At 59.0% G+C, this 13,138-nt stretch carries 9 protein-coding genes and 1 pseudogene; 2 read left to right on the top strand and 8 right to left on the bottom strand.

Annotated elements, in window-relative coordinates; all coding sequences use genetic code 11:
• Nucleotides 1–10: 10 nt before the first annotated feature.
• A complete protein-coding gene (gene katG / locus AKU94_RS07630) occupies nucleotides 11–2,173 on the bottom strand; it encodes a catalase/peroxidase HPI (protein WP_050526685.1) in 2,163 nt (720 codons plus the stop codon).
• Between the two features lie 108 nt (nucleotides 2,174–2,281).
• On the opposite strand from katG, the gene AKU94_RS07625 reads away from it, so the two are divergent.
• Both AKU94_RS07625 and AKU94_RS07620 read left to right on the top strand, forming a co-directional pair.
• Complete coding sequence (locus AKU94_RS07625) at nucleotides 2,282–3,217, top strand: hydrogen peroxide-inducible genes activator (RefSeq protein WP_050526684.1); 936 nt, start codon at nucleotides 2,282–2,284, stop codon at nucleotides 3,215–3,217.
• Nucleotides 3,218–3,267: 50 nt separating this feature from the next.
• Nucleotides 3,268–3,618, top strand: coding sequence for a RidA family protein (locus AKU94_RS07620; RefSeq protein ID WP_050526683.1), 351 nt, complete (start codon nucleotides 3,268–3,270; stop codon nucleotides 3,616–3,618).
• A 31-nt stretch (nucleotides 3,619–3,649) separates the two neighbouring features.
• On the opposite strand, the pseudogene pgi reads toward AKU94_RS07620, so the two are convergent.
• The 7 genes and pseudogenes from pgi to AKU94_RS07585 all read right to left on the bottom strand — a co-directional run bounded on the left by pgi (nucleotide 3,650) and on the right by AKU94_RS07585 (nucleotide 13,043).
• A pseudogene (pgi, locus tag AKU94_RS07615) lies at nucleotides 3,650–5,097 on the bottom strand (glucose-6-phosphate isomerase).
• Between the two features lie 169 nt (nucleotides 5,098–5,266).
• Nucleotides 5,267–5,938: a 6-phosphogluconolactonase gene (pgl, locus tag AKU94_RS07610; RefSeq protein WP_050526682.1), complete on the bottom strand. Its 672-nt coding sequence runs from the start codon at nucleotides 5,936–5,938 to the stop codon at nucleotides 5,267–5,269.
• Nucleotides 5,935–7,389, bottom strand: coding sequence for a glucose-6-phosphate dehydrogenase (zwf, locus tag AKU94_RS07605; RefSeq protein ID WP_050526681.1), 1,455 nt, complete (start codon nucleotides 7,387–7,389; stop codon nucleotides 5,935–5,937). Before zwf ends, pgl begins: the two co-directional genes overlap by 4 nt.
• Before the next feature lie 231 nt (nucleotides 7,390–7,620).
• A complete protein-coding gene (locus tag AKU94_RS07600; protein ID WP_050526680.1) occupies nucleotides 7,621–8,709 on the bottom strand; it encodes an isocitrate/isopropylmalate dehydrogenase family protein in 1,089 nt (362 codons plus the stop codon).
• Between the two features lie 37 nt (nucleotides 8,710–8,746).
• Nucleotides 8,747–9,838, bottom strand: a complete 1,092-nt coding sequence (locus AKU94_RS07595) for a 4-oxalomesaconate tautomerase (protein WP_050526679.1) — start codon at nucleotides 9,836–9,838, stop codon at nucleotides 8,747–8,749.
• Between the two features lie 12 nt (nucleotides 9,839–9,850).
• Nucleotides 9,851–11,830, bottom strand: a complete 1,980-nt coding sequence (locus AKU94_RS07590) for a tripartite tricarboxylate transporter permease (RefSeq protein WP_050526731.1) — start codon at nucleotides 11,828–11,830, stop codon at nucleotides 9,851–9,853.
• A 106-nt stretch (nucleotides 11,831–11,936) separates the two neighbouring features.
• The gene (locus AKU94_RS07585; protein ID WP_050526678.1) at nucleotides 11,937–13,043 is read right to left on the bottom strand and encodes a Bug family tripartite tricarboxylate transporter substrate binding protein; all 1,107 of its coding nucleotides are present in this window, start codon (nucleotides 13,041–13,043) and stop codon (nucleotides 11,937–11,939) included.
• Nucleotides 13,044–13,138: the final 95 nt, after the last annotated feature.

Here is a 13,138-nt window from a genome sequence, read left to right as displayed (position 1 = left end):
TAAGGGCAGGTCACGCCAGATCGGCGTTCATCACCTTGGTCCAGGCGGCGGCGAAATCACGAACGAATTTGCCCGCGTTATCATCCTGTGCATAAACCTCAGAATAGGCCCGCAGAACAGAGTTGGACCCGAACACAAGGTCAACCCGCGTTGCCGTCCATTTCACCGCACCGGTCTTGCGGTCCTGCACCTCATAAAGGTTCTTGCCCTTTGGCACCCACTTATGGCCCATATCGACCAGAGTGACGAAGAAGTCATTCGTCAACGCCCCAACGCGGTCGGTAAAGACCCCGTGACCCGTGCCGCCATGGTTGGTGCCGATCACCCGCATTCCGCCCAAGAGCACCGTCATCTCATGCGCGGTCAGGCCCATAAGCTGCGAACGGTCCAGCATCAGCTCCTCGGCAGTGACGGCGTAATCCTTTTTCAGCCAGTTGCGATAGGCGTCGTGGATCGGCTCCAGCGGCGCAAAGCTTTCGGCATCGGTCATCTCGGCGGTGGCATCGCCGCGCCCTTTGGTAAAGGGCAAGGTGATCTCATGGCCTGCCGCTTTGGCCGCCAGTTCCACACCCAGATTGCCGCCAAGCACGATCACATCGGCAAGGCTTACACCAGTATCGGCCGCAACGGCCTCCAGCTTGGCCAAGTTTGCGGCCAGACGGGTAGGCTCATTGCCTTCCCAGTCCTTTTGCGGTGCAAGCCGGATACGGGCACCATTGGCCCCGCCGCGCAAGTCCGACCCGCGGTAGGTGCGCGCCGAATCCCATGCGGTCACAACCAGATCGGATACAGACAGACCCGCTTCCGCAATCTTGGCCTTGACCGCCGCCTCGTCGTAGTCGGTTCGACCCGCAGGCACCGGATCTTGCCAGATCAGATCCTCGGCAGGCACATCCGGCCCGATATAGCGCGCTTTCGGCCCCATATCGCGGTGCGTCAGCTTGAACCAGGCCCGTGCGAAGGTCTCGGTAAAGTAATCCTGGTCATTCGCAAACCGGTCAATGATGGCGCGGTAGGTCGGATCAACCTTCATCGCCATATCGGCATCGGTCATCATCGGCTTGCAACGGATCGAGGGGTCCTCGACATCCACCGGCATATCCTCTTCGGCGATATCGACCGGCTCCCACTGCCATGCACCGGCAGGGCTTTTGGTCAGCTGCCATTCATGGCCCAAAAGCATCTTGAAATAGCCACCGTCCCATTTCGTCGGCTCGGATGTCCAAGCACCTTCAACACCGCTGGACATGGTATGCCGCCCAAGACCGTTGTTCTCGGTGCTGTTGTTGCGCCAGCCCATGCCCTGATCCTCAAGACCGGCACCCTCTGGTGCAGCCCCAATCAGTTTCGGGTTCCCCGCACCATGCGCCTTGCCGACGGTGTGACCACCCGCCGTCAAGGCCGCGGTTTCCTCGTCATCCATCGCCATACGGGCAAAGGTTTCACGCACATGGGCGGCGGTTTTCAGCGGGTCCGGCTTGCCGTTCACGCCCTCGGGGTTCACATAGATCAACCCCATCTGCACGGCCGCCAGCGGGTTTTCCATGGTCGAGGCATCCTCGACATCACCGTAGCGCGCGTCACTTGCCGCCAGCCATTCCTTTTCCGCACCCCAATAGACGTCCTTTTCCGGACCCCAGATATCGGCACGGCCAAAACCAAAGCCAAAGCTAGGCAAGCCCATGGATTCGTAAGCCATCGTGCCCGCAAGGATCATCAGATCGGCCCAGCTCAACGCGTTGCCGTATTTCTTCTTGATCGGCCAAAGCAACCGGCGCGCCTTATCAAGGCCAACGTTATCGGGCCAGGAATTCAGCGGTGCAAAGCGCTGGTTGCCGGTGTTGCCGCCGCCCCGACCATCGGCCAAACGGTATGTCCCGGCCGAGTGCCAAGCCATACGGATCATCAAGCCGCCATAATGGCCCCAATCGGCCGGCGACCAGTCCTGACTGTCGGTCATCAGCGCTTTCAAATCCGCCTTCAACGCGGGTACGTCCAGTTTCTTGACCTCTTCACGATAGTCGAAATCCGCGCCCATCGGGTTGGTCTTGCTGTCATGCTGGTGCAGAATATCCAGATTAAGCGCATTGGGCCACCAATCGGTGCCCGCCGAGGCGGTTTGCGAACCATGCATCACCGGGCACTTGCCGACCGCGTTATCATTCCCGTCCATGTCATTTTCCTTTCAAGATACTGGGCCAAAACCCCGTTGACGTATCATTAGCACGCGTCACTCATTAATAAAATTTGCATTTTCTAATCTCTGCGATATGCTGTGCTTATGAGTTATATCAGTTTGAAACACCTACGTTACTTTGAGGCACTGTCCCAACACGGCCATTTCGGCCGCGCGGCCGACGCCTGCGCGATTTCGCAGCCCGCGCTTTCGCTGCAAATCAAAGAGCTGGAAACCATCCTTGGCACACCGCTGGTTGAACGCGGGGCGCGCAAGATCCGGTTAACCAGCCTGGGCACCGTCTTTGCCCAACGCGCCCACGACATTTTACGCGCGGTGGATGAGCTGGACGATCTGGCCCGTGCAGCATACAGCCCCCTACTTGGCCATTTGCGCATTGGCATTATTCCAACCGTTGCCCCCTATTTTTTACCCGGAATGATCAAGGCGTTGACCGCACAATACCCGGCATTGGACCTGCGCCCCCGAGAGGCAGTGACCCAAAAGCTGCTGGCAGATCTGAAGGAGGGCAAGCTAGACACGGCCATCGTGGCCCTGCCCATCGCAGACGCCAGCCTGCACGAAGAACCGCTGTTCGAAGAGGAATTCGTGCTGGTCCGGCCCCTCGCCGAGGCCGACAAGCCGGTGCCGAATGCGGCAAGCCTGCGCGAAATGCGGCTGCTTTTATTGGAAGAGGGCCACTGTTTTCGCGATCAGGCACTGTCTTTTTGCAAAATCTCTGCCAGCTTGCCGCGCGATGTAATGGAGGGCAGCGCCCTGTCCACGCTTGTGCAAATGGTGGGTGCAGGTATTGGCGTGACCTTGATCCCCGAAATGGCCGTGCCGATTGAAACCAGATCGGCCTCTGTTTCTATTGCGAGGCTGGCAAATCCGCGCCCGACCCGCCGGATCGGAATGCTCTGGCGCAAGACCAACCCCTTGGCGGGGCAGCTTGGCCATATCGCGGGCATTATTCGCAAGGCTGGCTTTGCAACCAGCGAAGTAACGCCGCCCGTCAACAAATCACCTCTTCCCAGCTGACGCACGGCGCGCTAGGCAAAGACATCGCATGAAATACAAGGAGTTTTGTCATGGCTGAGATCACCCGCACCCATACCGGCCCAAGAATGAGCCAATCCGTCATTCACAACGGCACCGTCTATCTTGCAGGCCAGGTCGGCACCGAAAACGCATCTGTCACCGAACAGACCAAGGATTGTCTGGCCAAGGTCGATAAGCTTCTGGCAGAGGCGGGCACAGACAAAACCCGCATCCTGACCACGCAAATCTGGATGGCCGATATGGCCGATTTTGCCGAAATGAACGCGGTCTGGGATGCTTGGGTCCCACAGGGTCACACACCGGCACGGGCCGCAGGCGAATCTAAACTGGCCACCCCCGGCTACCGGGTTGAAGTGCTGGTGATTGCAGCCCTTGCGTAAAGCGATAGGCTAAAGGGGGGGAAATCCCCCTTTAGCCGTTTGGCGGCGCCATCAAGTAGTCGACCAGCATCCGGGTCGAGCCGTCCTTGTCATCCGCCGAGGCGCGACGTTCCAAGATCGGTTGCAGTGCCACGGCAAGCTCCTTGCCCAGCTCCACACCCCATTGATCGAATGAATTCAGTCCCAGAATAACGCCTTCGACAAAGACGCGATGCTCATAGAGCGCAACAATCTGGCCCAAGGTAAAGGGTGTCAACTTGGGCAGGGCCAGCGTGGTTGAAGGCCGGTTTCCGGGGAAGACACGGTGGCGGGCCTGTCGGTCAAGCTCGCCCCCCGTCAGGCCTTTGGCGGCCATGATCTCGGTCGCTTCATACAGCGAACGCCCACGCATCAAGGCTTCGGATTGCGCCAGACAATTGGCCACCAGCAACAAATGCTGATGTACCAGATCAGGCTCATGCCCTTGGCGGGTCACGATAAATTCGCAAGGAATGATACGCGTGCCTTGGTGGATCAGCTGATAAAAGGCGTGCTGGCCATTGGTTCCCGGCTCCCCCCAGACCACGGGGCCGGAATGTTCCACCAGATCAGCCCCATCCATCGAGACACGCTTGCCGTTGCTCTCCATCTCCAGCTGTTGCAAATAGGCCGGTAGGCGCGACAGGCGCTGTGCATAAGGCAGCACCGCCCGCGTGGCATAGCCGCAGATCTGGTTGTGCCAGATGCCAACAAGTGCCAGCAAAACCGGCAGGTTATGTGCAGGGGCAGCTTGGCGGAAATGCCTGTCCATATCGGCACCACCGGCCAGAAAATCATCAAATCCTTCGGGACCGATGGCCAGCATCAGCGACAGGCCAATCGGCCCCCACATCGAGTAACGCCCGCCGACCCAATCCTCAAAGCCAAAGACACGCGCGGCATCAATGCCAAAGGCGGCGGTTTTATCGGCGGCCGTGGAAACGGCGGCGAACTGTGCCGCAGGATCGGCAACCTTTTCGGCCATCCACGCCTTTGCGGTTTGCGCATTGGTCATGGTTTCAATCGTCGTAAAGGTCTTGGAGGCGACGATGACCAGCGTGGTTTCAGGGTTCAATCCACGCAGGGTATCATGGATATGGGCCCCGTCCAATTGCTGACGAAATGACAGCGCGGACCATCGGCATAGGGCGCAAGCGCGATATAGGCCATTGCAGGCCCAAGGTCCGAGCCGCCAATTCCGATATTAACCACATCGGTATAGGCCCCGCCCTGCCCTGTGATCTTGCCGTCGCGCAAAGCGCGCGCGAAATCGGCCATCCGCGCATGGGTCGCGCGCACCTCGGGCATGACGTTTTCACCGTCCACAACCACATCGGCCTGCAGGTTGCGCAAGGCGGTGTGCAACACGGCCCGGCCCTCGGTCTCATTGATCTGCGCGCCCGCGAACATCGCATCACGCTTGGCACCAACATCGGCTGATTGCGCCAGTTCCAGCAACATTGCAAGCCCTTTGACATCGATCCCTGTCTTGGAAAAATCAAACAGCATTTCACCGTGGCGCGCCGAAAACTCCGGCGCGCGTGACGGGTTATCCAGCAGCTCGGCAATACGAAGATCTTTGATCTGTGCGTGATGGTCGCGAAGGCGTTGCCAGTGGTTTGTCATAGGTTTACTCCGCCCAGTGGATTGTTGCATCGGCCAGAATTGCGCGCACAGGCGCCTCCTCAACCGGCAGGTTTGCGGCGCGCTCTATCGCGGCGCGCTTGTCCGCGCCGATGATCAGGATATGGATGTTCAACGCATCACGCAACACCGGTGCGGTTAGCGTGATCCGCGGCTCATCCGCGCCTGGCGCACGCATCGGCAGCAAAACAGGCGCATCATCGGCCAGGGCCTCTTGCAGGCGGTCCGCACCGGGGAAAAGCGAGGCCGTGTGCATATCCGCACCCATCCCCAGCAAAAGCACCGAAATCGGCAGATGCGGCACGATACCCTCGGCCAAGGATTCCATCGCGTCCTCGGGCCGATCCACGGGCGCATAAAGTGGCACCAGTTGCGCCTTGGCGGCGCGGTCTTGCAGCAGCCGCTGTCGTAACTGACCGGTGTTGGAACGTGGATTGTCCTCGGACACCCAACGTTCATCGTTCAGGAATACCGCGACATTCGCCCAGTCCAGATCCACCGCAGAAAGCATGTCGAACACCGGCCCCGGCGTGGTCCCACCCGGCACAGAAAGGCTGGCACGTCCCTTTTGACGCAACACCGCGCCCAACTCGCCGGCGATCTTATTCGCCAGCGACATCATCATCATTTCCCGGTCAGCATATTCAATCAGATTCATTCCCGTATCTCCCGCCAGCGCCGCCCGTCGCGGTGCATCAGCATCAAGGCATCCTCTGGTCCCGATGATCCTGCATCATAGGGCATCGGCTTGTCGCCCCGTTCTTCCCATCCCTCAATGATCGGGTCGGTCCAGCTCCATGCGGCCTCAACTTCATCACCGCGCATGAACAGGGTCTGGTTGCCACGGATCACATCCATGATCAGCCGTTCATAAGCGTCCGGAATATCCGCCCCGCTTTCCCCCAAGGCCTCGGCAAAGGACATATCAAGCGGCACTTGGGTCAAACGCATCCCGCCCGGCCCCGGCTCTTTGATCATCACCTTGAGGTTCATACCCTCATTGGGTTGCAGGCGGATCACCAGCACATTTTCGCGCCAACCCTCGGCATCGTCAAAGATGGAATGTGGCGGCTCACGAAAAGTGATCGCAATCTCGGATGTCCGGGCCCGCAGTCGCTTACCGGTACGCAAATAGAACGGGGTCCCCTTCCAGCGCCAGTTCGAAATATTCACCTTCAGCGCGATATAGCTTTCGGTTTTACTGGCCGGATCCTCGCAATGCTCCAAATAGCTGCCTTGCCCGTTGCCCGCCAGATATTGCCCGCGCACAATATCATCCGGCGAAACCGGGTCCAGCGCGCGGATCACCTTCAGCTTTTCATCGCGCACAGCATCCGGGTCAAAGTGGTAAGGCGGTTCCATCGCAATCAGGCACAAAAGCTGCATCATATGGTTTTGCACCATATCCCGCATCGCCCCCGCCCGATCATAATAAGAGCCGCGCCCGTCAACCGACACGGTTTCGGCCACCGTTATCTGAACATGATCAACATACTCGGATTTCCACAGCGGCTCGAACAGGATATTGGCAAAGCGCACCGCCATCAGGTTTTGCACGGTTTCCTTGCCAAGATAATGGTCGATCCGGTAAATTTGTGCCTCGGTGAAATGCTGTGCCAGAACGGCGTTCAGCGCTTTGGCACTTTCCAGATCCCGGCCAAAAGGCTTTTCCACCACGATCCGGCTTTCGGGATTTGCAATTCCATGCAGGTGCAAACGCTCTGCCAAATCCCCGAACAGCGAGGGCGCGACCGAGAAGTAGAACGCCCGCACCGTGCCCTTGCGCACCCGCGCCTTGAGCTTGTCCCAGCCACCCGTGCCCTTGGCATCAATCGCGACATAGCTTAGGCGGGCCAGAAAGGCCTCGATGATCTCAGGGTCGCGCTTATCCTCGGCAACATATTCGATGATCGCCTCACGCGCCAGCGCGCGGTAACCCGCATCGTCCAGATCAGAGCGTGCCGCACCAATAATGCAGCTTTCGGGTGGAATATGTCCGCCCCAGTACCTCCGATACAACCCCGGAATGATTTTGCGTTGTGCCAAATCACCGGTGCCGCCAAACACCACCAGATCAAAGACATCGACCGGTATAACGCGTGAGACCATTGGGCTACCTTTCTGCGGGGTTGCGTAATTGTTAGCGCTAACTGCCATCCTTTATCCCTTTAGTTCCCTCCTGTCTAGCATCTCGTCACCCCAACACAAACCGTCATGAGCCAATGTATCGCGCATCTGCAAAAACTGCCGCCGCGTCTTGCGGCACAGTTATGGATAGGCATAGCGTGCAATCAACCATGGCGCGGCGGCCGGGCCCAGACACGGAAATACTATGGGAAGTTAGGCCGTTAGCGCGCCCGCAACCGCCTTGGCAAAGGCGCGTGTACCCGACCGACCGCCCAGATCGCCGGTACGTTTTTCGGGCTGCGACAGCACCGCCTCCAGCGCCGCATCAACGGCCTTTGCCGCCGCACATAAATCGGCATCCTTAAGCTTGGTGCCCAGCCAATCCAGCAACATCGCCGCCGATCCGATCAAAGAGGACGGATTCGCCTTATCCTGACCTGCGATATCGGGGGCCGATCCGTGCTGTGCCTGTGCCATCGCATTGTCGGTGCCTGCGTTCAGCGAGGCCGCCAGCCCAAGGCTGCCCGCAATTTCCGAGGCCAGATCGGACAGGATATCGCCAAACATATTGGTGGTGCAGATCACGTCAAACTCTGCCGGATTGCGCACCAAATGGGCGCACATCGCATCCACAAGCCGCTCATCATAAACGATCTGCGGGTGCTCTTTGGCAACACTACGCACACACTCCAGGAACAACCCGTCCGAGACCCGCATGACATTGGCCTTATGGACCGCCGTCACCTTGCCGGCGCCCGTGCCCGCCTTGCGCCGCGCCTCGGCCTCGGCAAAGGCGGCGCGAGCGATGTTCAGACTGGCGCTGCGGGTGATCTTGCGAAACGCGAGCGCGACATCCTCGGTCGGCATCACCTCACCGGCGCCTGCAAACATATTGCGGTCGGCATAGAACCCTTCGGTGTTTTCGCGCACCACCACCAGATCAATCGGCACCCCTGTGCGCGGCGCAATACCGGCACGGCTGCGGGCGGGGCGAATGTTGGCGAAAAGGTCCAGACGTTTGCGCAGCTCTCCTGACGGGTTCAGCCCCCCCTCGGCACGCTGTGGATAGCTGTTGTGCGAGACCGGCCCCAAGATCAGCCCGTCACAGCCCCGCACCGCCTCAAGCGCGCTATCGGGAAAGGTGCTGCCCGATTTTTCAAGCGCCTCAAAGCCGATTGCAACCTCGACCCAGCTTAGCCCAAGGTCGAAAGCCTTATCCGCTGCATCCAGCACGGTTCTGGTTGCAGTCGTAATTTCTGGGCCGATGCCGTCACCGGGCAACAGTGCAAGTTTCAAACGCATGGGTTTCAATCTCCTGAATGGGGGCCGGGGGTTGGGTTTAATGTCCGCCCCAGATGCTTGCGGGCACAAAAACCTCACCGCGGGCCAGCAATCTGGCCGTGCGCATAAGCCCGGCAGAGCGCAGGTGAAAGCCGTCGGCGTCATTGCTGTAATCGACTGTAACCTCGATCGTGCCCGACGCATGTTCAATCACCACCAGCGCAGGGTTGCCTTCTGGGGCATCAAACAAACCTTCGGCCACGGTGCCGGGTGTCAACATGCAAGACGCCAGACATTGAGAGCCGGTCACCGCCATGGTCGGATGGCAATTTTTAGGCATGAAATAACGCGCGGTGATGGTGCCGCCCGCTTTTGGCTTCGACAACAGGCCGAATTTCGGCGTGACAGAGCCGGACACATCGCCCATGCCCATACGCTTGCCCGCTTCCACCCGAATGGGTTCCATCCGCGCATAGAAATCACGGTTGGCATCCAGATCGGCAGCGCTTTCATGTCCGGTCAGGCCAAAATCGGCAGCACGGGCAATGACCATCGGCATGGCAACATCCATGCAAGTCACCTCTATCCCGTCGATCACATCGCGCGCAGCCCCTGTCGGAAGCAAAGCCCCCGTGCTGGACCCGACAACCCCCATGAAGTTGAGGTAGATCGGCGCACCCGTCCCCGGCACGCCATCAATCGCAGCAGTGCCCTCATAGCTCACCGAACCATCAGGGGTCTGAACAACCGCCTCTACCCGCGCGCCGGTATTGACGGCCAGAACGCGGATGCGGGTCTCATCGCCCGAAGGTTTCACCAACCCCATTTCCAGCGCTGCAGGCCCGACCCCTGACAGGATATTGCCACAGGTCGGCTTGAAATCGACGGTACGATCCTCAACCGAGACCTGCGCGAAGAAGTAATCCACATCCGCCTCGGGATCATCAGAACGCGACAGCATGGCAACCTTGGTGGTCACCGCCGCCCCGCCCCCGATACCGTCAATATTGAGCGGATGGCCAGAGCCGAGAACCGCGAGCAGCACCTCGGCCAGGGTCTCGCGGTCCTCGGGCAGATCGCTGCGTTTGAAATAGGGCCCGCGCGACGTACCGCCGCGCAGGAACCAAAACGGGATTGCTGTTTGTGTCATATCTACCCCCTTTTAACGAATCGGCCAAGGCAGATCATAGGCACCTTGCAACCAGCCCGACGGGAAGTTCAGGCTAAGCATATAGGCCATCGCCAGAATAAGCGCAGCAGCCGCAAGCGTCAGCACGACCGTCATCAACCACGACGCCTTTGCCCGCAGCCGCAAGAAGGCGACAAAGAACAGGATCATCGAGATATAGAAACCGACCAGAGCCGTGGCAGCAACAAGACCCGCGATCCACGCAGGACCCGTCCAGAACCAGCTGTTGCCACTGTTGCCAACGTGATCCCCGACAATCTCATAATCAAAGAACGCCGGGTGATCCGCCTGTCCGCGCCACAAATGAACCAACAAGATTAGCCCAAAAACCAGACCAACCACCCCAACCCCAAGCGGAAACACCGCACCAAGGAAGGAATGTGCCACCGCATCCCAAAGCGCGACGGCAAAGAAAGCCATCATCGCAAGGGCAAAACCGATCTGGATGGTGCGGCTGGCATGAGAGGTTACCACGCTTTCGCCCGAAGTGCCGGTATCATCGACGCGGTTCTTTAGCCCGAAATATACCGAGGCTATGGTCATTGCGGCGATAATCAACACGCCTGGACGGATCAGGAACCCCCAACCGTTGAACTGCAATGCCTGGTAAAAGAAAGTCTCGGCCTGCGGCGCCAACACGAAACCGATCAGCAAGGCCGGACGTGGCCAGCCAAACCGTTTCATCAATATCCCGACAACGCCGATAACCAACAAGGCCACCAGATCCGACAGGTCACGCGTTGCCTGAAACGCCGCAAAACAGATCAGTGCGATCATGAACGGCGCAAGATAATGGAACGGCACCGATGTCAGCTTGGAGATCGGCTGCGCCAGCATCATACAGATGCCCGCCCCCATGATATTGGCCAGCGCCAGCGACCATATGATCGAATAGGTGATATTCAGGTCCGGCCCGACCATGGATGGCCCCGGCTCAATCCCGATCAGAACCATACCGCCAAGGAACACCGCCATAGAGCCCGAGCCCGGAATCCCAAACAGCATCGTCGGCAAAAGGGCACCGCCCTGCATCGCGTTATTGGCGCTTTCGGGCGCGATCACGCCGCGAATATCACCATTGCCGAAGTTTGGGTTCTTCTTGCTCGTCTGCACCGCATGGCCATAGGCGATCCAGTCCACAACCGAACCGCCGAGCCCGGGAATCGCACCGATCAGACAGCCGAAACCGGAACAACGGATGGACAAGAACAGGTTCGCCCACCAATCGCGCAAGCCTTGAAACCAACCGCTGCCAAGGGCGTTACGCTCAGCGATAGAGGCGTTCTTGCGCAGAAGATCGGAAATCTCGGGAATGGCGAACAGGCCAAGGCCGATGATGACCAAGGGGATACCGTCATAAAGGTATTCAGTGCCAAAGATCATCCGGAATTCACCGGTCGCAGGTGCCGCTCCGATAGAGCCGATCAAAAGCCCGATCACCGCAGCGGCCAAGCCCTTGGGCAGGCTTCGCCCCGCCAGAACCGCGACCATCGAGAGGCCGAACAGTGCCAGCATGAACAATTCCGCCGATCCGAAAAGCAAGATCAACGGCCGCGCAACCAGAACGAAGAACGTCAAAATAACCGCGCCGACGATGCCACCGAACAGCGATGAGATGAAGGCCGCCGACAAGGCGCGCGCCGCCTGGCCCTGTTTGGCCAAAGGAAAGCCGTCAAGCACGGTGGCCTGACTGGCGCTCGACCCAGGGATGCCCATCAAGACGGATGCAAAAGTGTCCGAGGTGGGGATAACGGCCACAAGGCCGATCAACATTCCCAGCGCCGAAATCGGGTCCATGCCGTATAGAAACGGCACCAGCAAGGAAAGCCCGGCGATCCCGCCAAGGCCCGGAATAACACCAATCGTCAACCCCACAACCACGCCAAGCAGCATGTAAGCCATGTGCTGGAATGTCATCAGGGTAGCGAAGGCTGTAAGCAGTGTGTCAATCATATGAAATTCTCCCGACCGGCACACGGGGGCGCACCGGACTTACGACGGTTTCGATGCGAGTATCGGGATCGGCGGCCCACCCGAACGGGGGGCCGCCGCAAAGGTATCAATCGCCGAGTTTGACGTTGTATTCAGCAGCCAGCATATCGACCACCTGCTTGCGCAACTCTGGCGAAATCACGGTGCCGCGCTTATAAAGCGTATCTGCCGCCTTGCCGGTGACCTGCTCATAGGTGCCAAGAATGGCTTCCTTGTTGGCGATATAATCCGGGTCTTTCTTCATCTCTGTCACAGCCGCTTGATAGACGTCCACAATCTCTTGCGGGGTGCCTTTGGGCAGGAACATCATCTTTTGCGCCGGGAAACCTGCGGTAAAGAAGGCGAAATAGGCATCAAACCCCGGGCCTTCGGGGGCGTTGCCGGTCATCAGCTCATAGGCTTCTGAGAAATCGGGCAGATCGGGGAAGGTCGGGTCCCGCACAGGGTTGCCGTCTTCATCCAAAGCGCCCCAGCTGAACAAAGGCACGGCTGTGCCAGCCTCCACCAATGGCTCCACGTTCTTGATATAGGCCGAGGAGGTTTGATAATCGATGTTGGTCTCGCCCCGCTCAAACGCCAGACGGCCATCGCCGCGACCTTTGAAACCAAAGACGTGCTGCACATCAAGGCCCAACTGTTTGAATCCCAAAAGCGGCACCAGATCAAGCGAGGTCGCCCCCTGGCTTGCATAGATCAGCTTTTGCCCCTTGAGCTTGCCAATCTCCTCAAAGGAGGAAACGCCGGTCGACGGCGAGACATAGGCCACACCACCCGTCGGCGCGGCCATCACGATCTCCCAGTCGGCATATTCATAGCGCACGCGCGGATCGCCCAAAAGATAGGGGAACTGCGTAGAGCCAGAGGTGCCCAGCACCGTCAACCCGTCAGGCTTGGCCCGCGCCGCAAAGAGGTTGGACCCTTTGGTCGACCCGCCGCCGGGCTCGTTCACCACAACAATCGTCGGGTTTCCAGGCAGGTATTTCCCCAAAAGCGGCGCATTGAAACGCGCCCAAGTGTCAGAGCCGCCACCCGCAGAAAACGGAATGATGAACTCGATCGTTTTGCCCTCAAAGGAAACCTCTGCCGCCGCAGGCATCGCAAGCCCGAAAGTGGCAGCCGCACCGAGTGCAAGCCCAAGCGCGCCGCGGCGCGTTGTTGAGAATAAATTGGTCATGTTACTTCCTCTCCCATGTATTACTAACAAGGTTGCCCGATATCTTGTGCTATTGCACCAAAAATGTCGTGCCCCTAATAAGTCGCCGCAAACAA

The organism is Pseudorhodobacter aquimaris (assembly GCF_001202025.1).
GTDB lineage: Bacteria > Pseudomonadota > Alphaproteobacteria > Rhodobacterales > Rhodobacteraceae > Pseudorhodobacter > Pseudorhodobacter aquimaris.
This window is presented reverse-complemented; position numbering and strand designations above follow the sequence as displayed.